The 20,905-nt window shown below is 74.9% G+C and carries 23 protein-coding genes; 16 read left to right on the top strand and 7 right to left on the bottom strand.

The window, feature by feature from the left end:
* Nucleotide 1 precedes the first annotated feature (1 nt).
* Together AB1207_RS23395 and AB1207_RS23390 are read left to right on the top strand one after the other, a co-directional pair.
* Nucleotides 2-766, top strand: a complete 765-nt coding sequence (locus AB1207_RS23395) for a phosphoglyceromutase (RefSeq protein ID WP_367641136.1) — start codon at nucleotides 2-4, stop codon at nucleotides 764-766.
* Nucleotides 767-1,903 (top strand): glycosyltransferase, encoded by a 1,137-nt coding sequence (locus tag AB1207_RS23390; protein WP_367641134.1) that lies wholly within the window; start codon nucleotides 767-769, stop codon nucleotides 1,901-1,903.
* A 4-nt stretch (nucleotides 1,904-1,907) separates the two neighbouring features.
* Here AB1207_RS23390 and AB1207_RS23385 read toward each other — a convergent pair whose 3' ends face one another.
* Nucleotides 1,908-2,561: a hypothetical protein gene (locus tag AB1207_RS23385; RefSeq protein ID WP_367641133.1), complete on the bottom strand. Its 654-nt coding sequence runs from the start codon at nucleotides 2,559-2,561 to the stop codon at nucleotides 1,908-1,910.
* A gap of 49 nt (nucleotides 2,562-2,610) precedes the next feature.
* Nucleotides 2,611-3,276 (bottom strand): phosphate signaling complex protein PhoU, encoded by a 666-nt coding sequence (gene phoU / locus AB1207_RS23380; protein ID WP_367641132.1) that lies wholly within the window; start codon nucleotides 3,274-3,276, stop codon nucleotides 2,611-2,613.
* A gap of 219 nt (nucleotides 3,277-3,495) precedes the next feature.
* Here phoU and AB1207_RS23375 point away from each other — a divergent pair, with 219 nt between their 5' ends.
* Nucleotides 3,496-4,791: a sensor histidine kinase gene (locus AB1207_RS23375; RefSeq protein WP_437179013.1), complete on the top strand. Its 1,296-nt coding sequence runs from the start codon at nucleotides 3,496-3,498 to the stop codon at nucleotides 4,789-4,791.
* A complete protein-coding gene (locus tag AB1207_RS23370; protein WP_367641129.1) occupies nucleotides 4,788-5,468 on the top strand; it encodes a winged helix-turn-helix domain-containing protein in 681 nt (226 codons plus the stop codon). Before AB1207_RS23375 ends, AB1207_RS23370 begins: the two co-directional genes overlap by 4 nt.
* Nucleotides 5,469-5,568: 100 nt before the next feature.
* Here the strand turns inward: AB1207_RS23370 and AB1207_RS23365 are convergent, their stop codons facing one another.
* On the bottom strand, nucleotides 5,569-6,348 hold the full coding sequence (locus AB1207_RS23365) for a hypothetical protein (RefSeq protein WP_367641128.1): 780 nt from the start codon (nucleotides 6,346-6,348) through the stop codon (nucleotides 5,569-5,571).
* Nucleotides 6,349-6,637: 289 nt separating this feature from the next.
* Between AB1207_RS23365 and AB1207_RS23360 the strand changes: the two genes are divergently transcribed.
* Genes AB1207_RS23360 through AB1207_RS23345 form a run of 4 tightly spaced genes read left to right on the top strand, consistent with a single transcriptional unit; the run spans nucleotide 6,638 to nucleotide 9,865 of the window.
* Nucleotides 6,638-7,120: a CarD family transcriptional regulator gene (locus tag AB1207_RS23360; protein ID WP_012084764.1), complete on the top strand. Its 483-nt coding sequence runs from the start codon at nucleotides 6,638-6,640 to the stop codon at nucleotides 7,118-7,120.
* Nucleotides 7,117-7,797 carry a 2-C-methyl-D-erythritol 4-phosphate cytidylyltransferase gene (ispD, locus tag AB1207_RS23355; protein WP_367641169.1) on the top strand — a complete coding sequence of 227 codons (681 nt, stop codon included), beginning with the start codon at nucleotides 7,117-7,119 and terminating at the stop codon, nucleotides 7,795-7,797. Before AB1207_RS23360 ends, ispD begins: the two co-directional genes overlap by 4 nt.
* Complete coding sequence (gene ispF, locus AB1207_RS23350; protein ID WP_367641125.1) at nucleotides 7,794-8,270, top strand: 2-C-methyl-D-erythritol 2,4-cyclodiphosphate synthase; 477 nt, start codon at nucleotides 7,794-7,796, stop codon at nucleotides 8,268-8,270. Before ispD ends, ispF begins: the two co-directional genes overlap by 4 nt.
* A 35-nt stretch (nucleotides 8,271-8,305) precedes the next feature.
* A complete protein-coding gene (locus tag AB1207_RS23345; RefSeq protein ID WP_367641124.1) occupies nucleotides 8,306-9,865 on the top strand; it encodes an AtzH-like domain-containing protein in 1,560 nt (519 codons plus the stop codon).
* 2 nt (nucleotides 9,866-9,867) lie between these two features.
* Here the strand turns inward: AB1207_RS23345 and AB1207_RS23340 are convergent, their stop codons facing one another.
* The gene (locus tag AB1207_RS23340; protein ID WP_367641123.1) at nucleotides 9,868-11,100 is read right to left on the bottom strand and encodes an AI-2E family transporter; all 1,233 of its coding nucleotides are present in this window, start codon (nucleotides 11,098-11,100) and stop codon (nucleotides 9,868-9,870) included.
* A 127-nt stretch (nucleotides 11,101-11,227) separates the two neighbouring features.
* Between AB1207_RS23340 and AB1207_RS23335 the strand changes: the two genes are divergently transcribed.
* Together AB1207_RS23335 and AB1207_RS23330 are read left to right on the top strand one after the other, a co-directional pair.
* Complete coding sequence (locus AB1207_RS23335) at nucleotides 11,228-11,824, top strand: TetR/AcrR family transcriptional regulator (RefSeq protein ID WP_367641122.1); 597 nt, start codon at nucleotides 11,228-11,230, stop codon at nucleotides 11,822-11,824.
* The gene (locus tag AB1207_RS23330) at nucleotides 11,821-12,624 is read left to right on the top strand and encodes an NAD(P)H-dependent oxidoreductase (RefSeq protein WP_367641121.1); all 804 of its coding nucleotides are present in this window, start codon (nucleotides 11,821-11,823) and stop codon (nucleotides 12,622-12,624) included. Before AB1207_RS23335 ends, AB1207_RS23330 begins: the two co-directional genes overlap by 4 nt.
* A 5-nt stretch (nucleotides 12,625-12,629) precedes the next feature.
* Here AB1207_RS23330 and AB1207_RS23325 read toward each other — a convergent pair whose 3' ends face one another.
* Together AB1207_RS23325 and AB1207_RS23320 are read right to left on the bottom strand one after the other, a co-directional pair.
* Nucleotides 12,630-13,271, bottom strand: a complete 642-nt coding sequence (locus AB1207_RS23325) for an MBL fold metallo-hydrolase (RefSeq protein ID WP_367641168.1) — start codon at nucleotides 13,269-13,271, stop codon at nucleotides 12,630-12,632.
* Complete coding sequence (locus AB1207_RS23320; protein WP_367641120.1) at nucleotides 13,268-14,377, bottom strand: S-(hydroxymethyl)mycothiol dehydrogenase; 1,110 nt, start codon at nucleotides 14,375-14,377, stop codon at nucleotides 13,268-13,270. The genes AB1207_RS23325 and AB1207_RS23320 overlap by 4 nt, the downstream gene beginning before the upstream one ends.
* A gap of 57 nt (nucleotides 14,378-14,434) precedes the next feature.
* On the opposite strand from AB1207_RS23320, the gene cysS reads away from it, so the two are divergent.
* From cysS to AB1207_RS23290, 6 genes are all read left to right on the top strand, one after another.
* A complete protein-coding gene (cysS, locus tag AB1207_RS23315) occupies nucleotides 14,435-15,853 on the top strand; it encodes a cysteine--tRNA ligase (protein ID WP_367641119.1) in 1,419 nt (472 codons plus the stop codon).
* Nucleotides 15,853-16,818 (top strand): 23S rRNA (guanosine(2251)-2'-O)-methyltransferase RlmB, encoded by a 966-nt coding sequence (rlmB, locus tag AB1207_RS23310; protein WP_367641117.1) that lies wholly within the window; start codon nucleotides 15,853-15,855, stop codon nucleotides 16,816-16,818. Before cysS ends, rlmB begins: the two co-directional genes overlap by 1 nt.
* The gene (locus AB1207_RS23305; RefSeq protein WP_367641116.1) at nucleotides 16,815-17,201 is read left to right on the top strand and encodes a hypothetical protein; all 387 of its coding nucleotides are present in this window, start codon (nucleotides 16,815-16,817) and stop codon (nucleotides 17,199-17,201) included. Before rlmB ends, AB1207_RS23305 begins: the two co-directional genes overlap by 4 nt.
* A 40-nt stretch (nucleotides 17,202-17,241) precedes the next feature.
* On the top strand, nucleotides 17,242-18,351 hold the full coding sequence (locus AB1207_RS23300; RefSeq protein WP_367641114.1) for an SIS domain-containing protein: 1,110 nt from the start codon (nucleotides 17,242-17,244) through the stop codon (nucleotides 18,349-18,351).
* Nucleotides 18,339-19,370 (top strand): N-acetylglucosamine kinase, encoded by a 1,032-nt coding sequence (locus AB1207_RS23295; RefSeq protein WP_367641112.1) that lies wholly within the window; start codon nucleotides 18,339-18,341, stop codon nucleotides 19,368-19,370. The genes AB1207_RS23300 and AB1207_RS23295 overlap by 13 nt, the downstream gene beginning before the upstream one ends.
* 61 nt (nucleotides 19,371-19,431) lie before the next feature.
* On the top strand, nucleotides 19,432-19,932 hold the full coding sequence (locus AB1207_RS23290; protein WP_367641110.1) for a MarR family winged helix-turn-helix transcriptional regulator: 501 nt from the start codon (nucleotides 19,432-19,434) through the stop codon (nucleotides 19,930-19,932).
* A 57-nt stretch (nucleotides 19,933-19,989) separates the two neighbouring features.
* Here AB1207_RS23290 and AB1207_RS23285 read toward each other — a convergent pair whose 3' ends face one another.
* The gene (locus tag AB1207_RS23285; RefSeq protein WP_367641109.1) at nucleotides 19,990-20,886 is read right to left on the bottom strand and encodes an NAD-dependent epimerase/dehydratase family protein; all 897 of its coding nucleotides are present in this window, start codon (nucleotides 20,884-20,886) and stop codon (nucleotides 19,990-19,992) included.
* Nucleotides 20,887-20,905 lie beyond the last annotated feature (19 nt).

The following is a 20,905-nucleotide window of genomic DNA, read 5'->3' as shown; positions in this document are numbered from 1 at the left end:
CATGACTGAAGCGGCGCACACCCTCGTCCTCCTGCGGCACGGCGAGAGCGAGTGGAACGCCCTGAACCTCTTCACGGGCTGGGTCGACGTCGCCCTGTCGGAGAAGGGCCGGGCCGAGGCCACCGCCGGCGGGAAGATGCTCGTCGAGTCGGGTGTCCTGCCCGACGTCGTGCACACCTCGGTGCTGCGCCGCGCCATCACGACGGCGTTCCTGGCCCTCGACGCGGCCGACCGGCACTGGATCGACGTCAAGCGGTCCTGGCGGCTGAACGAGCGCCACTACGGTGCGCTGCAGGGCAAGGACAAGAAGCAGACTCTCGCCGAGTTCGGCGAGGAGCAGTTCATGCTGTGGCGCCGCTCCTACGACACCCCGCCGCCGGCGATCGAGCTCGGCTCGGAGTTCTCCCAGGACGCCGACGCGCGCTACGCCGAGCAGTTCGGCGGGCCGGGCGACGCCGCCCCCCGCACCGAGTGCCTCGCCGACGTCGTCGAGCGGATGCTGCCGTACTGGACCGGGTCGGTCGTCCCGGACCTGCAGGCCGGCAAGACGGTCCTGCTCGCCGCGCACGGGAACTCCCTGCGCGCGCTCGTGAAGCACCTCGACGGCATCTCCGACGCCGACATCGCCGGGCTGAACATCCCCACCGGCATCCCGCTGGTCTACCGCCTCGACGCCGACCTCAAGCCCACCGTGCCGGGTGGGGAGTACCTCGACCCGGCCGCCGCCGCGGCCGCCGCCGCCGCGGTGGCCAACCAGGGCCGCTGAGTGACGGGTCCTGGACCCCGCGTCCTCGTCCTCGAGGGCGCGCTGCGCGACAACGGGGGCCTGCGGGTCTCGGCCGACCTCGCCCGGCGCTGGCAGGACCTCGGGGCGCGCGTGCGCTTCCTGGTGCTGGAGAACGTCGAACCGGACGGGCCGATGTACGAGCCCGACCCGCGCCTCGACGTCCGCTGGGGCTCGCAGGAGGTGCGCCGGTTCCGGTCGGCGGCCCCGCGCATCCTGGCGACCACGCTGCGGCAGGTCCGCAAGGCCGACGTCGTCGTCTCGGGCAGCGAGGTGGGGTACGGCCTGCTGCTCGGCTGGGCGGCGGCGCGCCTCGCGCGCAAGCCGTTCGTCGTGCTGGTCCAGAGCTCGCTGCCGCGCGCGGTGGCCGCCTGGACCCCGGCCCGCCTGCGGCCGTTGCTGACGCAGGTCCACCAGCGCGTCGACGCGGCCGTCTGCGTCTCGCCCGGTCTGGTCCCCGACGTGCTCGAGGTCGGCCTGGACGCCTCCCGCGTGCACGCGGTCGACATCGGCATCGACGTCGCCGCGACGCGCGCCGCGGTGGAGGCCGCGGGCGGTCCCCGGCGCGCCGAGTCCGGACGCACCCGCCTCGTGGCCGCGGGCCGGCTCGTGGACCAGAAGGGCTTCGACGTCCTGCTCGACGCCCTCGCCCGCGTGGTCTCGGCCGGCGGTGACGTGGAGCTCGTCCTCGTCGGCGCGGGGGAGCAGGACGCCGACCTGCGCGACCGCGCCGACCTGCTCGGCATCGCCGACCGCGTCGAGTTCGCCGGGCACCGCGACGACCTGCCGAGCCTGCTCGCCGGCGCGGACCTGTTCGTGCTGTCCTCGCGCTACGAGGGCAACGGCAGCCTCGTCCTGCTCGAGGCCCTCGCCGTGGGTGTCCCCGTCGTGGCGACGGACTGCCCGACGGGTCCGCGCTACGTGCTGCGGGACGGCCGCCTCGGCGACCTCGTGCCCGTGGAGGACGCGGGCGCGCTGGCCGACGCTGTGCTCGTCTTCCTCGCCGACCCCGAACCGTTGCGGCGCAAGGCGCTCGGCGGGCCGGAGCGGGCGATGGACTTCGACCAGGAGCACGCGGCCGTGGTGTCCGCGCAGATCCTCGCCGACCTCACGCGCTGACCCCTCAGCTGGAGGTGGTGCTCGGGCTCGAGCTGGTCGTCGAGGTCGAGGCGCCCGAGCACTCGCGGTCGACGTCGGCCTGCAGCCGTTCCTGGGCCTGCACGACGGACGTCGCCGCCGACGGGTCGGGGTTGACGGCGGCCCCGGCCGCGTCGAGGGCGTCCATGGCCTTGCCGAGGTCCTCGGCCGACCCCGTGCCGACGTCGAGCGTGTCGGCCTGGGTCGCCAGCTTCGTGTAGTAGTCGAGGACGACCTGGGCGTCGGCCGTCGCGTCCGGCGGGGCCGCGGCCAGCACCGCCGCGTAGTACTCCGGCCCCTCGTTCGTCGTCACGATGGTGAAGACGGACTGCGCGCGCGGGTCGCCGCGCTTGATGCCCAGCCGGTCCAGCTCGGAGGCGTACGCGTCGTCCAGGGACGTCTGCGCGGCCTGCACCGAGGCGCAGTCGAAGACGGGGCCCGAGCTCGTCGCCGAGGGCGAGGCGGAGGTCGTGCTGACCGGTGCCGGTTCGACCGTGGTGGTCGTCGGGGCCGGGTCCGGCTCGTCCCCGCCGCCCCCGCACGCGCCGACGGCGGCCGCCGCAGCCAGCGCGGTGGTGAGCACGGCCACCGCCCGCCGGGTGCGCCACGGCGCGTCCGACGTCGGGCGGGACGTGATCACGCCTGGACGCTACACCCGGGCGGGCCGGTCGGCGCGTCCGCGCAGGGCGTCAGACCCGCTGCGCGGCAGCGTCCTCGTCGCGCGAGCCGGTGACGAGGAACAGGACCGACTTCGCCACGGAGACGGCGTGGTCGGCGAAGCGCTCGTAGTAGCGGCTGCACAGGGTCAGGTCCACCGCGACCTCCGTCGGGTGGTCCCACGTGCGGGCCAGCAGCTGCTCGAAGACCTGGCGGTGCAGGCGGTCCATCTCGTCGTCGTCGACCTCCATCTCGGCGGCCAGCGCGAGGTCGCGGGTGGCGATGACGCTGCCCGCCTTGGCGACGATGCGCTCGGCGACCTGGCCCATCTGCAGGACCGTGCCGCGCAGCTCGGCCGGGACGACGGCGGTGGGGTAGCGCAGACGGGCCAGCTTGGCCACGTGCCGGGCCAGGTCGCCCATGCGCTCCAGGCTCGAGCTCATCCGCAGCGCCGTCACGACGACGCGCAGGTCGGTCGCCACGGGAGACTGCCGGGCCAGGACGTCCACGGCGCGTTCCTCGAGGTCGCGCTGCAGGTCGTCGATGCGCCGGTCGGCGGAGATCACCGTCTCGGCCAGTTCGCGGTCGGCGTCCAGCAGGGCGGTCGTCGCCCGGGTCATGGCGGACTCGGCGAGCTGCGTCATCTCCACCAGGGTGTCGACGAGGCCGCTGAGTTCGTCGTGGTACACGTTGCGCACGGGGTTTCCTCCAGGGGTTCGTCGAGCAGGGCGTCCCGTGCTCCGCGGGGGACGCCGCCCGGTCATCATGATGCGTTCCGGGCACCGTCACCGTCCCGGCCACCGTGTCAGGCGCGGGTGAACGAGCGTCTCCCGCCGGGTGAACATCTGGGCCTCGGTCCGGTGACAGGGCGTCGGTGGCCCGGGGACGGTGTCCGGCGACCGTAGGCTGGGCAGGTGCTGGGCGACGCCTCCGTCTCGATCGCCGCGGCGGTCGGTGTGCTGACCGGTGCCGCGGGCGTCCTGGCGTTCCGCGTCTCCGAGCGCCTCCAGCGTCCCCCGCTGCCCCCGGCCACGCCCGTCGGAGGGCTGCCGCCCGGGGTCAGCGACGTCCTCATGGCCCTGCGGTCCTCGGCCGTGGTCCTCGCGGCCGACGACGTCGTCGTCAAGGCCAGCGCCGCCGCCTACGCCGCCGGGGTCGTCTCGGGCGGGGAGCTGGTGGACGCGCAGCTGCGCGAGATGGTCCGCGCCTGCCGCCGCGACGGACGCGTCCGGGAGACCGAGACCGAGCTCGGGGCGGGGCTGGGCCGTCCCCCCGCCGTCGTCCTGGCCCGCGTCACGCCGCTCGGGCCGCACCACGTCATGCTGCTGCTGGAGGACCGGACCGAGTCGCGCCGCGTCGAGGCCGTCCGGCGCGACTTCGTCGCGAACGTCAGCCACGAGCTGAAGACCCCCGTGGGTGCCCTGTCGCTGCTGTCCGAGGCCGTCGAGGACGCCGCCGACGACCCCGACGCCGTGCGCCACTTCGCCAGCCGCATGCGGCGGGAGTCCATCCGGCTGACCGCGCTCGTGCAGGAGATCATCGACCTCTCCCGGCTGCAGGCCGCCGAGACGGTGCTGCAGCCGGAGTCCCTCGAGGTCGACCAGATCGTCGCCGAGGCCGTCGACCGCGTCGGCACGGTGGCCCACCAGCGCGGGTCCGAGGTCGTCGTCGCCGGGCAGCGCGGGCTGCACGTGCGCGGGGACCGCGAGCTCCTCGTGACGGCGCTGCGCAACCTCGTCCACAACGCCCTGGCCTACTCACCCGAACGCAGCCGCGTCGTGGTGGAGGTGCGGCGGGGGACCGGTCAGGTCGTGGGGACGCCGGCGGGACAGCAGGTCCCGACGATCGACCTGTCGGTCGCCGACCGCGGGGTGGGCATCAGCCAGGCCGACCTGCACCGCATCTTCGAGCGGTTCTACCGCGTCGACGCGGCCCGGTCGCGCTCCACGGGGGGCACCGGCCTGGGGTTGTCGATCGTCAAGCACATCGCCGGCAACCACGGCGGGGACGTCCGGGTCTGGAGCGCCGAGGGGGAGGGGTCCACCTTCACCCTGCGCCTGCCCGACCCCGAGCTCGCCGACCCCGCGACGGGTGCCGCCGCCACGCCGGAGGAGTCCGGAGCGCCGGTCCCGCCGTCCAGTCCACCGTCGGCCGCGGGTGGGACCGCCGGCCGCCGGCCCGCACCGAACAGTCCCTTGGAGGTCCGACCGTGACGCGCATCCTGGTGGTCGAGGACGAGGAGTCGTTCTCCGACCCGCTGTCCTACCTGCTGCGGCGGGAGGGGTACGACGTGGCGGTCACCGAGAACGGGCCCGACGCCCTGGAGGAGTTCGACAAGGAGGGCGCCGACCTCGTCCTGCTCGACCTCATGCTCCCGGGCCTGCCCGGCACCGAGGTGTGCCGGCAGCTGCGGACCCGCTCCAGCGTCCCGGTCATCATGCTCACCGCGAAGGACTCCGAGATCGACAAGGTCGTGGGGCTCGAGATCGGCGCCGACGACTACGTCACGAAGCCGTACTCCTCGCGCGAGCTGCTCGCCCGCGTCCGCGCGGTGCTGCGCCGCGGGGCCGAACCGGAGGAGCTCGTCCAGACGACGGTCGAGGCCGGCGGGGTGCGGATGGACGTCGACCGCCACGTCGTGACCGTGCGCGGTGAGCGGGTGCCGTTGCCGCTGAAGGAGTTCGAGCTCCTGGAACTGCTGCTGCGCAACGCCGGCCGGGTGCTGACGCGGGTGCAGCTCATCGACCGCGTCTGGGGTTCGGACTACGTGGGCGACACCAAGACGCTCGACGTCCACGTCAAGCGCCTGCGCGCCAAGATCGAGCCGGATCCCTCCAACCCTCGGTACCTGGTCACCGTCCGCGGGCTGGGCTACAAGTTCGAGGGCTGACCTGCCCTGACACGGCGCGGGCCCGGTCCCGTACGTGCGAGAGGGGCGGTCCCGGTCGGGCCCGCCCCTCTCGCACGTGCGCGCTGCGCGGGAGGCGGGGTCAGCCCTCGCCGCCCTCCTCGTCCTCACCGAGCAGGCCCTGCTCCTCGCCGGTGACCGGGCCGCAGCTGATCGTCGGGGAGGCGGCCGCCGAGGAGGTGCTCGTCGACGGGGTGCCGGTGGCGGTCGGGGTGCCCTCCGCGCCCTCCGTGGCGCCCGGGCTGGAGGTGGCCGTCGAGGTGGGCGTCGACGTGGGCGCCGGGACCGTCGGCGTCACGGTCGCGTACTCGAAGCAGGGCCGCAGGACCTGGGCGTTGACGGAGGCGTTCTGGCCGTTGACGGTGAAGGTCACCGGGACGGTCTGGCCCGGGACCACGGGGACCTGCGGCACCTGGAGCCAGGCGACCTGCTCCTGGTCGCCCGCGTCGTCGTCGGTGGAGGCCGCGTCGTCCGCGACGGCGCCCGGGTCGCCGATGTGGACGGAGGCGTTCTGCGCGACGGTGAACTGCTCGGTCGTGGGCGACCCCGCGTCGACGTCGACGGAGACGGACACGTCGGCGGGAGCGGAGCCGGAGTTCACCAGGACGGCGGAGAGCACACCCGGCTCGTCGACGCCGCTGGAGACCATGAGGACGTTGCGCACCTCGACCCCGCCGACGGTCGTCTGCGACCCGTCGCTGGGGGCGTAGGGCTTCAGGACGGTCGGCGGCGAGAACACCGAGCACCCGGCGACCCCGAGGACGGCCGCGGAGGTGACGACCGCGAGGGCCGAGCGCCGGACGGGGCGGGTCCACCCGCGGGTCGGGACGCCGCTGGTCAGGAGCGGGGTGCGCAGCTTCACGCGGTCAGACTACCGGCAGTCGTAGCTGCGGTCGCAGGGGAGCGGTGCGTAGCGATCACGTCCTGATCACGGTCTCGTCACGGGCCGGGACGCCCGCCGGGACCCCGCGGACGTGACGACTCCGTGACGCAGAGCGACCGCCCGGGGCGCGCGCGAAGCACGTCACCGGGGACCTGTCAACCCCTGGGACTGGACCTGTGAGCCTCTGACCTGCGCAAACGCTCCGTCCGGGACTGTCCGGCCCCCGTTCAACGTGGTAACCTGGGTGCAGGGAAAGGGGTCACGTTCTATGGCTTTCACGGTCGGCGAAACGGTCGTCTACCCCCACCACGGGGCAGCACTGATCGAGGAGATCAAGACCCGCACCATCAAGGGTGAGGACAAGCTGTACCTCGTGCTGAAGGTCGCCCAGGGCGACCTCACGATCGAGGTGCCGGCGGACAACGTGGACCTGGTCGGCGTCCGCGACGTCGTCGGTCGCGAGGGGCTGGACCGGGTGTTCTCGGTCCTGCGCACCCCCTACGCGGAGGAACCGACCAACTGGTCGCGCCGCTACAAGGCGAACCTGGAGAAGCTGGCGTCCGGTGACGTCGTCAAGGTGGCCGAGGTCGTGCGCGACCTGTGGCGCCGCGACCAGGACCGCGGCCTGTCCGCGGGCGAGAAGCGCATGCTCGCCAAGGCGCGGCAGATCCTCGTCTCCGAGCTCGCGCTCGCCGAGAACACCAACGAGGACAAGGCCGAGTCGCTGCTCGACGAGGTCCTGGCCTCCTGAGGACCGCGCTCGTCGTCCCGGCCGCCGGCCGGGGCGACCGGCTCGGCGCGTCGCGCCCCAAGGCGCTCGTGCCGCTGGCCGGTGAACCACTGCTCGTGCACGCCCTGCGGCGCGCCACCGCCTCCGACGTCGTCGACGTGGTGGTGGTGGTGGCGCCGCTCGGTGCGTGCGACGAGGTCCGCTCGCTGCTCTCGCCCGTGGTGCCCGACGTCCTCGTCGTCCCCGGCGGCGCCGAGCGTCAGGACTCCGTGCGCGCCGGTCTGCGCGCGCTGCCCGCGGACGTCGACGTCGTGCTCGTGCACGACGCCGCGCGGTGCCTCACCCCGCCCGACGTGTTCACCTCCGTCGTGGCGGCCGTCCGCGCCGGGGCCACCGGTGTGGTCCCCGTCGTGCCCGTCTCCGACACGGTCAAGCGCGTCGCGGACCGGACGGTCCTCGAGACGCTCGACCGCTCCGAGCTCGTCGCCGTCCAGACCCCGCAGGGGTTCGCCGCCGACGTCCTGCGCGCCGTCCACGAGGCCGCCGTGCCCGGTGCCGCGGCCACGGACGACGCCGGGATGCTCGAAGCCCTCGGTCACCCGGTGCGCACCGTGCCGGGGGACGAACGCGCCTTCAAGGTGACCCGCCCTCTCGACCTGCTGCTCGCGCAGGCCCTGCTCTCCTCGGAGGCCCCGTGACCATCCCGCGCGTCGGCACGGGCCTGGACGTCCACCCGCTCGCCGTGGGTCGCCCCTGCTGGGTCGCCGGGGTGCTCTGGGAGGACGAGGAGTCCGGCCCCGAGGGCCACTCCGACGGTGACGTGGCCGCCCACGCCTGCTGCGACGCGCTCTTCGCCGCCGCCGGCCTCGGCGACCTCGGCGCCCACTTCGGCACCGCCCGCCCCGAGCTCGCCGGCGCCTCCGGCGTGCGGCTGCTCGGCGAGGCCGCCCGTCTGGTGCGCGAGGCCGGGTTCGAGGTCGGCAACGTCTCCGTGCAGGTCGTCGGCAACCGCCCGAAGATCGGGCGCCGTCGCGCCGAGGCCGAGGCGGCCCTGTCCGCCGCCGCCGGTGCTCCCGTCTCGGTGGCGGGCACCACGACCGACGGGCTCGGCCTCACGGGCCGCGGCGAGGGCATCGCGGCCATCGCGACGGCTCTCGTCGTCCCGCGCTGACCCACCGCGCTGACCCACGAGGACCGGAGGCACCCGTGACCGACGCCCACCACGACGAGGCCGGGCTGCTGGCCGCCGTCACCCGCTACGAGCGCGCGCTCATGGCCGACGACCTCGCCGTGCTCGACGAGCTCTTCGCCCCCGGCCCGGCGACGCTGCGTGCCGAGGGGACCGGGGTGCTCGTCGGGGCCGACCACATCGCGGCGTTCCGCGCCGCGCGCGGCGGCGCGCCCACCCGGTGGCTGCGGCGCGTGCACGTGCGCTGGACCGGCCCCGACGACGCGCACGTCGTCGCCGAGTCCGAGCGCGCGCAGGGCGCCGGGGTCCAGACGCAGTGGTGGCACCGGGACGAGGCCGGGAGCTGGCGGGTCCACGCGGCCCACGTGTCCGGCGGGCCGGTGGACCCGCGCCCCGACCCGGCCGCCGCGGACGACCCGGCGACCTGGCGGCTGCGGGGTGCCCCCCTCGTCGCAGGGGCGGGGACCGGTCCGCTGCAGGGCGTCCGCATCGCCGTGAAGGACCTCGTGGCCGTCGCGGGGCAGCGGGTGGGGGGTGGCGTCCCCGCGTGGCTGGAGCAGGCCCCGGTCGAGCAGGCGCACGCGCCGGCGCTGCAGCGGCTGCTCGACGCGGGGGCGGAGGTCGCGGGCATCGCGCAGACGGACGAGCTCGCGTTCTCCCTCATGGGCGTCAACGAGCACAGCGGGACGCCCGTCAACCCGCGCGCGCCGGGCCGCGTCCCGGGCGGGTCCTCCTCGGGCTCGGCCGCGGCCGTGGCCGCGGGGACGGCCGACCTCGGGCTGGGCACGGACACGGCCGGCTCCCTGCGCGTCCCCGGCTCCTTCTGCGGCCTGTACGCCTGGCGACCCACCCACGGCGCCGTCCCGGTCGAGGGCGTCCTGCCGCTGGCGCAGGACGTCGACACGGTCGGGCTGCTGGCCCGCGACGGGGCGACGCTGCGGCGGGGGGCGGCCGTCCTGCTCGGTGCGGAGACCGGCTCCTCCCGGCCGGAGGCGTTGCTGCGCAGCCGGTTCCTCACCGGTCTGGCGGACCCGTCGACGGCGCTCGCCGTGGAGGCGGCGCTGGCGGCCCTGTCCGTCGCGACGGGTCTGCCCGTGCGCGAGGTCGACGTGCCGGCCGACGCCCCGGCGGCGTGGACGGCGGCGTTCCGCACGGTCCAGGCCGCGCAGGCGTGGGCCAACCACGGGGCGTTCGTCGAGGCGCACCCCGGCGCGCTGTCCCCGTCCGTCGAAGCCCGCTTCCGGGCGGGCGCGGCCGTCGGCGCCGACGAGCTGGCGGCGGCCCGCGAGGTGGTCGCCCGCACCAGGGCGTGGCTCGACGGGCTGCTGACCCGGGGCTGGCTGTGCCTGCCGAGCACCAGCACCCCGGCCCCCTCGCGCGAGGCCGGGCCCGAGGGGTTCGAGGCCGCGCGCGCCGGCACGCTGCAGCTCACGACGCTGGCCTCGCAGTGCGGTGTCCCCGCGCTGGGGCTGCCGTGGGGGCGCGTCGGCGAGCTGCCCGTCGGGTTGTGCGTGCTCGCCCCGCGCGGAGCCGACGCGGACCTGCTCGGTCTGCTGGAGGCGCTGGGCCCGGCCTGACGTCAGTCGCGGTCCGCGGGCTCGTCCTGGGGGCCGGTGGCGGGCTGCGGCTGCTCGTCCTCGGGATGGCGCACCCGGCGCTTGCGCTTGTTCGACGCCTTGGCCTGCGGGTTCTCCGGTTCGTCCGGCACCAGCTCGTGGTGCACGTACCGCAGCACGACGGTGACGATCGCCGCCACCGGGACGGCGAGGAAGGCGCCCGTGATCCCGAAGAGCGTGCCGCCGATCGTGACGGCCCCGATGACGACCGCGGGGTGCAGGGCGAGCGACTTGCCGACGAGCAGCGGCTGGAGCACGTTCCCCTCGAGCTGCTGCACCAGCAGGACGATCCCCAGCACGACGACCGCCTGCACCCAGCCGAGCGTCACGAGCGCGACGAGGACGGCGAGGACGCCCGTCACGACGGCCCCGACGATGGGGATGAAGGCGGCGAAGAAGATCGTCACGGCCAGCGGCAGCGCGAACGGGACCCCGACGATGGCCATCCCGATGCCGATGAAGACGGCGTCGACGAGGGCCACCGCGGCCTGGCTGAGGATGTAGCCGCGCAGCGCGGCCCAGACCCGCGACCCGAGGGCGGTGGCGTGCCGGTGCGCCTCCGCGCTCAGCCAGCGCCGCGACCACGGCAGCAGCCGGTCGCCGTCGGACAGGCAGAAGAACGTCAGCACGAGGACCAGCAGGAACGTCACGACGCCCGAGCCGATGCGGGCGCCGACCGTCCCGACCCCGCCGACGACGCTGAGCGCGATCGTCTGCGCGTTCGTCTGGAGCTCGGCGATGCCCTGGTTGACGAGGTTGCCGATCTGGTCGTCGCCGAGGTTCAGGGGCGGCCCGGTCACCCACTGCTGCACCTTGTCGAGCCCGGCGATCGCCGAGTCGGCGACCTCGCCGGACTGGTCGGCGACGTTGGGGATGAGGGCGGCGAAGATGCCGACGACGACGGCGATGAGCAGGACGATCGAGACGAGGGCGGCCAGCGCCCTCGGCAGCACGGCGCGCAGCACCCCGGCCAGCGGCCACAGGATCGCGCTCAGCAGGATCGCGAGCAGCAGCGGCAGCAGCAGCGACCAGCCCTTGCCGAGCAGCCAGATGAGGCCGGCGATGCCGACCCCCAGCACGAGCAGGCGCAGGGCCCAGCGCGAAGCCTGCGTCACGCCGCGCGCGACGACCTCGGTGGCCGGCTCCCGGGGGGTGCTGTCGAGGGGTGCGGGTGGGGCGTCCGGCTGATCACTCACCCCCGGATGCTCTCAGGTGGATCCCGCGGCGGCACTCGGCACCGCACAGCCGACACCTTGCCGAGGTCGAGCCAGCATGCCTACCATCAGTAAGTTACTGTTGGTAAGCGACGGGGAGGGACCAGCCGTGCAGACCGGGACGCGCCGGCGGCTCAGCCGGGAGGAGCGCCACGCCCAGCTCCTCGAGACCGCCCGCGCCCTCATCCGCGAGGCCGGGACGGACGACTTCACCCTGGGTCGGCTGGCCGAGGCCGCGGGTGTCACCAAACCCCTGGTCTACGACCACTTCGGCGACCGGGCCGGGGTGCTGGCCGAGCTGTACCGCGCCTTCGAGGAGCGGCAGCACGCCACGCTGGCGGCCGCGCTGGCCCGCTCCACCCCGCGGCTGGAGACCGTCGCCGCGCTGGTGGCCGGCGCGTACGTCGACTGCTGCCTCGCCGAGGGGCGGGAGCTGTCCGACGTCGTCGCGGCCCTCGCCGGGTCGAGCGTGCTGACCGCGGTCCGCCAGGAGGCCGAGGAGGCGTACCTGGCGGCCTGCCGCGACGCGCTCGCCCCGTTCGGCACCCTCGACGCCGCCGCCGTCCGCGCCGTCGTGGGGGCCGGTGACGCGCTCGTGCGCGCGGTGCTCGACGCCACGACCGGCGAGGACGTCGCGCGCACCACCCTCACCCGCGTCCTGCTCGCCGTCACCGACCCCCACCCGACCCCGGAGGAGACCCCGTGACCACCGCCGGCCCCACGCCCCCGCCCGTCCCCGGCACCGCCCTGTGGGTCAGCGCCCACCCGCGCGCCACGTCCCTCAACGGCCGCCTGACGTCCGCCGGGGTCGAGGCGCTCTCGGCCCGGTGGGACGTCCTGACCTCGGACCTGTACGCCCAGGACTTCGACCCCGTCCTGCGCAGCGGGGACGTCGGCGACCTCGCCGGGACGCCGGGCAACCTCGCCGAGCAGCTGGGGCACGCCCACGCCCGCGGGCAGCTGCCCGACGACGTCCGGGCCGAGCAGGACAAGCTCGCGGCCGCCGAGCTGCTCGTCCTGCAGTTCCCGCTGTGGTGGTACGGCCCGCCCGCGGTCCTCAAGGTCTGGTTCGACCGCGTCCTGACGGCCGGTTTCGCCCTGGGCGACGCCGACCCGGCCACGGGCCTGCCGCAGCGCTACGGCGAGGGCGGGCTGGTCGGCCGTCGGGCCCTGCTCGTCGTGACGGCGGGGGAGGACCCTCGCTCCATCGGCCCGCGCGGCATCAGCGGCGACCTCGAGAGCCTGCTGTTCCCCCTCACCCACGGCACGCTCTGGTACGTGGGCGTCGAGGTGCTCAGCCTGCACGTCGTCCACGACGCGGACGGCCTGGACGCCGGCGGCGTGCAGGCCGAGGTCGACCGCCTCCGGCGACGGCTGGACGGGCTCGCCTCCGAGCCCGCCCTGCCGTTCCGGCGCCTGCGCGACGGGGAGTACCCCGACCGCGCGCTGCGGCCCGACCTCGCCCCCGGGCGTACCGACCTCGCGATCCACCGCGCGGCCGGCTGACCCGCTCAGTGCCCCCGGTCGATCCACTCCTGCAGGTGCGGGGCCTCGTCGCCGATCGTCGTGTCGTCGCCGTGGCCGGTGTGCACGCGCGTCTCCGGCGGCAGCTCCAGCAGCACCGTCCGGATCGACTCCACGATCGTGCCGAAGTCGGAGAACGACCGGCCCGTCGCGCCCGGCCCGCCGGCGAACAGGGTGTCGCCGGTGAAGACGGTCGCCAGGTCCGGCGCGTACAGGCTCACCGCGCCGGGCGTGTGCCCCGGGGTGTGCAGGACGTGCAGGTCGGTGCCGGCGACCGAGACGACCTGCCCGTGGGCGAGGTCGGTCGTCGCGACGCCCGGGTGCGTCAACTCCCACACGGGCCGGTCGGCCGGGTGCAGCAGGACCGGCACCGGGTGCTCACCGGTGGAGAACCGCTGCGCCAGCGCCGGGGCCTGCCGCACGTGGTCGTCGTGGGCGTGGGTGCAGACGACGGCCAGCAACCGGCGGTCCCCGATCGCGGCGGCGATGGCGTCCACGTCGTGCGGGGCGTCCAGGACGAGGACCTGTTCGTCGTCGCCGAGCAGCCAGACGTTGTTGTCGACGTCGAACGTCTGCCCGTCCAGGGAGAAGGTCCCGGACGTGACGAGGTGCTCGACCCGGGCGCTCAGAAGACCACCACCGAACGCAGCACGTCGCCGCTCTTCATCGTGGCGAACGCCTCCTCCACGTCGTCCAGCCCGATGCGCTCGGACACGAACGCGTCCAGCGGCAACCGGCCCGCGGCGTGCAGTTCCAGCAGCTGCGGGAAGTCCCGCTCGGGCAGGCAGTCGCCGTACCAGGACGACTTCAGCGCCCCGCCGCGCCCGAAGACGTCGAGCAGCGGCACCTCCAGCGTCATCTCCGGCGTCGGCACCCCGACGAGGACGACGGTCCCGGCCAGGTCGCGGCCGTAGAACGCCTGCCGCCACGTCTCGGGCCGGCCCACGGCGTCGATGACGACGTCGGCGCCGAAGGAGTCGGTCAGCTCGGCGATGGCCGCGACGACCCCGGCCTCGTCCAGACCGGCGGAGTTCACGGTGTGCGTGGCACCCAGCTTCTGCGCCCACGCCAGCTTCTTGTCGTCGATGTCGACGGCGATGACGCGGCGGGCCCCGGCCAGGACGGCGCCGGCGACGGCCGCGCACCCGACGCCGCCGCAGCCGATGACGGCGACGGTGTCGCCGCGCTGGACGGGGGCGGTGTTGACGGCGGCGCCGATGCCGGCCATGACACCGCAGCCCAGCAGGCCCGCGACGGCCGGGTCCCAGCTGTCGCCGAGCACCGAGGTGTCGATCTTCGTGGCCTGCCCGGCGGCGACGAGCGTCTTGGGGGTGAAGGCGCCGATGCCCAGGGCGGGGGACAGGGGGGTGCCGTCGGTGAGCGTCATCGACTGCGTCGCGTTGTGGGTGGCGAAGCAGTACTGCGGCCGGCCCCGCTTGCAGGCGCGGCACTGCCCGCAGACGGCGCGCCAGTTCAGGACGACCGGGTCACCCACGGCGAGGTGCGTGACGCCGTCGCCGACGGCCGAGACGGTGCCCGCGGCCTCGTGGCCGAGCAGGAAGGGGTAGTCGTCGTTGATGCCCCCCTCGCGGTAGTGCAGGTCGGTGTGGCAGACGCCGCACGCGGCGACGTCCACGACGACCTCGCCGGCGACGGGTTCGGGCACCACGATGTCGACGGTCTCGACGGGTGCGCCCTTGGTGCGGGAGATGACTGCGGGAACGGTCCAGGCCATGGCGGCGACCCTAACGACGCGCCCGGACACGGTCGAGCCGCCGGTAGCCTGGAGCCCGTGACCCTCCACCTGCACGACAGCGCCGCCGGCGCGGTGCGCGAGTTCGCGCCGCTCGTCCCCGGGCAGGTCGGCATGTACGTCTGCGGCCCCACGCCGCAGGGGTCCCCCCACCTCGGTCACGTCCGCAGCCAGGTCGTCTTCGACGTCCTGCGCCGCTGGCTGGAACGCTCCGGCCTGCGCGTGACGGCCGTGCGCAACGTCACCGACATCGACGACAAGATCCTCACCAAGGCCGCCGAGGCCGGGGACGAGTGGTGGGCCCACGCCTACCGCTACGAGCGCGAGTTCGCCGCCGCGTACGACGCCCTCGGCGTCCTGCCGGCCACGGTAGAACCCCGCGCCACCGGGCACGTCCCCGAGATGGTCGAGCTCATCGACCGGCTGATCACCCGGGGTCACGCCTACGCGGCGCAGGACGGCTCCGGCGACGTCTACTTCGACGTCCGCTCCTGGCCCGCCTACGGCGAGCTGACGCACCAGCGCCTCGACGACATGGAACCGGCCACCGACGCCGACCCCCGCGGCAAGCGCGACCCGCGCGACTTCGCGCTCTGGAAGGGCACGAAACCCGGCGAGCCCGCCACGGCGTCCTGGGCCACCCCCTGGGGACGGGGCCGGCCCGGCTGGCACCTGGAGTGCTCGGCGATGATCGGGCGCTACCTCGGCCCGCGCTTCGACATCCACGGCGGCGGTCTGGACCTGCGCTTCCCGCACCACGAGAACGAGCAGGCGCAGTCGCGCGCGGCGGGCGACGGGTTCGCCAACTTCTGGCTGCACAACTACTTCGTGACGATGTCCGGCGAGAAGATGAGCAAGTCGCTCGGCAACGTCCTGGGGATCCCGCACCTGCTGCGCAGCCACCGCGCGGTCGTCCTGCGCTACTACCTCGTCTCCGGGCACTACCGGACGCACCTGGAGTGGTCGGAGGGCTCCCTCACCGAGTCCGAGGCCGCGTACTCGCGGCTGGAGGGTTTCGTCCGCCGGGCGGCCGAGCGGCTCGGGTCGGCGGGGGAGGCCGGGCAGGTGCCGGACGCGTTCGCCGCGGCGATGGACGACGACCTCGCGACGCCGGCGGCGCTCGCCGTCCTGCACGACACCGCGCGGGCCGGGAACTCGGCCCTCGCGGCCGGGGACGACGCGGCGCTGCGGACGGCGCTGGAGCACGTGCGCGCCGGGCTCGACGTGCTCGGACTGGACCCGTTCGCCCACCCCTGGGTGGAGCAGGCCGGTGGGTCCGACGGGGCGCGGGCGGCACTCGACGTCCTCGTGCGCGCCCAGCTGGACCAGAGGGCGGCCGCCCGCGCCGCCCGGGACTTCGCGACCGCCGACGCGGTCCGCGACTCCCTCAAGGACGCGGGCATCGTGATCGAGGACACGCCCACCGGAGCCCGGTGGGTCCTGGAAGGTGAGCAGTAGTGGCAGGGAACAGCCAGCGCCGCGGCGCGGTCAGCAAGGGCAAGAAGGGCCCCACCGCGGGCAGCGGCGGCAAGAACCGCCGGTCCCTGGAGGGCAAGGGCCCGACGCCGAAGGCGAGCGACCGCCCGTACCACCCCGCGGCCAAGGCGGCGAAGAAGGCCGCCCACCGCGCGGTGACGACCAACGCCCGTCCGGGGGGTCGTCCTCCGGTGCGCCGCAAGGCGTCCGGTGAGACGGAGTGGATCGCAGGCCGGAACTCCATCGTCGAGGCGCTGCGCGCGGAACTGCCCATCACGGGCATCTACGTCGCCTCCCGCATCGAGACCGACGACCGCGTCAAGGAGATCCTCGCCGCGGCCGGCAACCGGGGCATCCCGCTGCTGGAGGCCTCGCGGCAGGACCTCGACCGGTTCACCGAGAACGCCGTCCACCAGGGCGTGGCGGCCACCGTGCCGCCGTACGCGTACAAGCACCCGATGGACCTGCTCGACTCCGCCGCCGACTCCGGGCGCCCGGCCCTCGTCGTGGCGCTCGACGGGGTCACGGACCCGCGCAACCTCGGAGCCGTCGTCCGGTCCGTCGCGGCCTTCGGCGGGAACGGCGTCGTCGTGCCCGAACGGCGCGCGGCGGGCATGACGGCCTCGGCGTGGAAGACGTCGGCCGGCGCCGCCGCCCGCGTCCCCGTCGCCCGCGCGACGAACCTCGTCCGCGCGATCGAGGAGTACCAGAAGGCGGGGTTGTTCGTCGTCGGCCTCGACGCCGACGGGGACGTCGACCTGCCCGAGCTGCGCCTGGCCGACGGCCCGCTCGTCGTCGTCGTCGGTGCCGAGGGGGCGGGGCTGTCCCGCCTGGTCCGGGAGAAGTGCGACCAGGTCGTGAGCATCCCGATGGCCGCGGCTGTCGAGTCCCTCAACGCCGGTGTCGCCGCGGGCATCGCCCTCTACGAGGTCGCGCGCCACCGGTGAGCCTGGACGTCTTCCTCACGCGGTGGTCCGGCGGCGCCGAGGTCCCGCTGGACCCGGCGGCCGTCCGGGCCGTCGTGGAACCGCTGGCCTCCGAACGCGACCCGGAGCACCTCTTCGTCCGCGTCGAGACGCCCGACGGGTCGGCCGACGTGTACGGGTACGGCGAACCGTTCGACTCGCTCATGGTCGAGCTCGACGGAGAGGACGAGGTGCTGCGCTTCGTCCTGGACCTCGCGCGCGCCGCGGGGGCCGTGCTGGCGCCCACCGACCCGCCCGTGGCCGTACCGGACGAGGCGCTGCTGGCGGACCTGCCGGCCGACCTGCGCGACGGGGCCGTCGTGGTCCGCACCGTCGACGACCTCGCCGAGTTCCTCCGGTCCTGACCCGCACCCTCCCACCCCCCCGCAGTCCCGAGGAGCCGACGTGACCCCCCGCTTCCCCGACGGTGAGCTCGACGGGCTCCGCGCCCGCGGCGCCGGCCACACGGCGACGGAGATCGCCCAGCAACCCGGCCTGTGGCCGGAGGTGGCCGACCTCGTCGGCGGGGACCACGCGACGGCGTCCTGGCTGGCGCCCCTGCTGGCCCGCGAGGACCTGCGCGTCGTCCTCACGGGGGCGGGCACGTCCGCGTTCGTCGGGCAGGTGCTCGCGCCCGCGCTGACCCGCCTGCTCGGCCGAGCCGTCGAGGCCGTCGCGACAACGGACCTGCTCGCCGATCCCGCCGGGACGCTGCCCGGGCGGCCGACGCTGCTCGTCTCCTTCGCCCGGTCCGGCGACAGCCCGGAGAGCGTGGCCGCCGCCGCGGTCGCGGACGCCGCGCTGGAGGAGGTCCACCACCTCGTCGTCACCTGCAACGCGGACGGCCGGCTGGCCGCGGCGCTCGCCAGCCGCGCGGACGCCCGCGTCGTCGTGCTGCCCCCAGCGACGAACGACCGCGGGTTCGCGATGACCTCGAGCTTCACCTCGATGCTGCTCGCCGCCCGGCTGCTGCTGGCCCCGGGCGCACCGGTTCCCGTCGCCGAGCTCTGCGCCGCCGCCGAGACGGCCCTGCGGTCGGCGGGGGAGCTCGCCGCCGTCGCCGCCCGCGGCCACGACCGCGTCGTGCTGCTGGGCAGCGGCCCCCTCGCCGGGCTGGCGCGGGAGGCCTCGCTCAAGCTCCTCGAACTGACCGCGGGCGCCGTCGTGGGGTTGCACGACACGGCGCTCGGCGTCCGCCACGGCCCGAAGTCGTTCCTGCGCGCGGGGACCCTGGCGGTCGTGTTCCGGTCCGGCGACGCGTACACCCGGCGGTACGACGACGACATCGCCGCCGAACTGCGCGCGGCGCTCGGCGAGCGCGACGTCCTCGTCGTCGACCCGGCGCTGCCCGACGGCGTCCCGGACGACCTGCGCGCCCTGCCCGCGGCCGTCACCGCCCAGCTGCTCGCCCTGCGGTTCGCCCTCGCCGGCCCCGGGACACCGGACGACCCGTTCCCCGGCGGGGAGGTGAACCGGGTCGTCCAGGGGGTCACCGTCCACCCGTGGCAGCCGTGAGCGCCGCGCCCGCCGGGGTGTTCCTCGGCGTCGACGGCGGCGGCACGAAGACGGCGCTCTGCGTCCTGACGCAGGAGGGCTCCGTCCTCGCCGAACTGGTGGCGCCGAGCTGCTACCACCTCGAGGGCGACGGGACGACCGACGTCACCCGCGACGTGCTGTCCGCGGCCGTCACCACGGTGTGCGAGCTGGCGGGCACCGCCCCGGGCGAGCTGACCCACGCGTTCTTCGGCCTGCCCGCCTACGGCGAGGTGGCCGCAGACGTCCCCGTCCTCGACGCCCTGCCCGCCGACCTGCTCGGTCACGACCGGTACGCCGTCGACAACGACGTCGTGGCCGGCTGGGCCGGCTCCCTCGGCGGGATCGACGGCATCGGCGTCGTCAGCGGCACGGGGTCCATCGCCTACGGCCGCAACGGGTCGCGCGCCGCCCGGGTGGGGGGCTGGGGTGAGGGGTTCGGGGACGAGGGGTCCGGGCACTGGCTCGGTCTGCGGGCCCTGCAGGAGTTCTCGCGGATGAGCGACGGCCGCCGGGCCCCGGGTCCGCTGCTGGACGTCCTGCGCGAGCACCTCGCCCTGAGCACCGACCTGGAACTCGTCGACGTCGTCCTCAACCGCTGGCGCCGCTCCCGGCGGGAGGTCGCGGCGTTGTCCCGTCCGCTCGTCGAGGCGGCCCGGCGCGGGGACGCCGTCGCCGCGGGTGTGCTCGAGGAGGCCGCCGCCGAACTCGTGGACCTCGTCGTCGCGGTGCGGGCCCGTGCGGGTTTCCCCGACGACGCGGTCGTCCCGGTGTCGCGGTCCGGCGGGGTCCTCGCCGTCCCGGAGGTGGCCGAGGGTTTCGCCCGGAGGTTGTCGGCGCTGGGCGGGTACGACGTGCGCTCGCCCCGGTTCGAACCGTCCCGGGGCGCGGCTCTGCTGGCCGCGCGGTTGGCCGGGCGGCCGCTGTCCGAGGACTCCCTGGCCCGGGTGGAGGCCACGGTCGCCGTGGTGGTCGACGCGACGGGGGGCGTGGCACACTGAGCGGCGCGGCGACGGGGCGCCGAAGGTATTTCAATCTGCAACTATCTGCTACGATCGCGGGATGACCGAGCAGAACCCCCGCTGGCTGACCTCCGACGAACGACGGGTCTGGCTGCGGCTCAGCGCGCTCATGGAACTGCTCCCGGCCGCGCTCGACGCCCAGCTGCAGCGGGACGCCGACCTCACGAAGACGGCCTACCTGACCCTGGCGATGCTGTCCGAGGAACCCACCCGCAGTCTGCGCATGAGCGAACTGGGCGCCCGCTCCAACGCCAGCCCTTCGCGCATCTCCCACGTCGTGTCGCGGCTGGAGAAGGACGGCTGGGTGCGCCGGGAGAAGAGTCCCTGCGACGGCCGCGGCCAGGTCGCCATCCTCACCGACGCCGGCTGGGACAAGGTCGTCGCCTCCGCGCCCGGGCACGTCGAACGCGTCCGCCAGCTCGTCCTGGATCCCCTCGACGCCGACGACCTCGGCCGCCTCGACGCCGTCATGGTGAAGCTGCTCGACGTCCTGGACCCGGACGCCAAGTTCGCCGCCACCGCCCTGGCCCGCCAGGTCTGACGCACGAGAGGGGCTCCGGGGTGACGTTCCCCCGGGGCCCCTCTCGCGTGGCGGTGCTCAGACGTGGTCGCGCCAGGAGTGCTCGGGTTCGTACCCGAGCAGGCGGCGGGCCTTGTCGATCGAGAGCAGCGTCTCGTGCTCGGCGAGTTCCTTGCGCACCTCGACGTCCGGGTAGACCTCGGCCATGAGCGAGGCCGAGGACCGCGTCATGACGGTGTCGGCGTTGGCGACGATGCACACCTCCACGCCCGGCCCCCTGCGCTGCAGGGCCTTGCGCACGGCCTGGGCCCCGTCGCGGGCGTCGATGTAACCCCACAGGTTCCACTTGCGCAGCCGTGGGTCGGCGTCGAACGAGGGGAACCGCGCGTAGTCCTCGACGTGCATGACGTTGGAGAACCGCAGCCCCGTCATCGTCAGCTCCGGCTCCCACCGGCAGAAGTGGTGGGCCATCTCCTCCTCGAGCGACTTCACGAGGGAATACGTGGACTCCGGGCGCACCCGGTACTCCTCGTCCAGTGGCGCGTACGGCGGGGGAGCGGCGTCGAAGGGCAGTCCGAGGACCGTCTCGCTCGAGGCCCACACGACGTTGCGGATGCCGGCGGCGCGGGCGGCGTCGAAGACGTTCCACGTCGCGGCCGAGTTGTTGCGGAAGGTCGTGCCGTTCGGCGCCAGGCCCGGCGCGGGGATCGCCGCGAGGTGCACGACGCCGTCGAACGGGCCACCGCGTTCCTCGATGCGTCCCGTGATCGCCTCGGTGACGGCGCCGTGGTCGGTGAGGTCGATCCGGACGAACTGCGCCCTCCCGTCCACCAGGTCGGCGTCCGTCAGGCCCGGCGGCGGCGCCTGGTCCAGGGCGAGGACGGAGAAACCGTGGTCGAGCAGGTCGCGCAGCACGATGCGGCCGAGCTTCCCGGCCGCCCCGGTCAGCACGACACGGGGGTTCTCAGCAGACAACAGCGTCCTCCAACGGAGC

The organism is Kineococcus endophyticus, from assembly GCF_040796495.1.
Lineage (GTDB): Bacteria > Actinomycetota > Actinomycetes > Actinomycetales > Kineococcaceae > Kineococcus > Kineococcus endophyticus.
This window is presented reverse-complemented; position numbering and strand designations above follow the sequence as displayed.

Excerpts from the sequence above, each read along its gene's own strand:
- AB1207_RS23360 (WP_012084764.1), top strand. The coding sequence starts at position 6,638 with ATGGCTTTCACGGTCGGCGAAACGGTCGTCTACCCCCACCACGGGGCA.
- AB1207_RS23320 (WP_367641120.1), bottom strand. The coding sequence starts at position 14,377 with ATGGCCTGGACCGTTCCCGCAGTCATCTCCCGCACCAAGGGCGCACCC.
- AB1207_RS23395 (WP_367641136.1), top strand. The coding sequence starts at position 2 with ATGACTGAAGCGGCGCACACCCTCGTCCTCCTGCGGCACGGCGAGAGC.
- AB1207_RS23290 (WP_367641110.1), top strand. The coding sequence starts at position 19,432 with ATGACCGAGCAGAACCCCCGCTGGCTGACCTCCGACGAACGACGGGTC.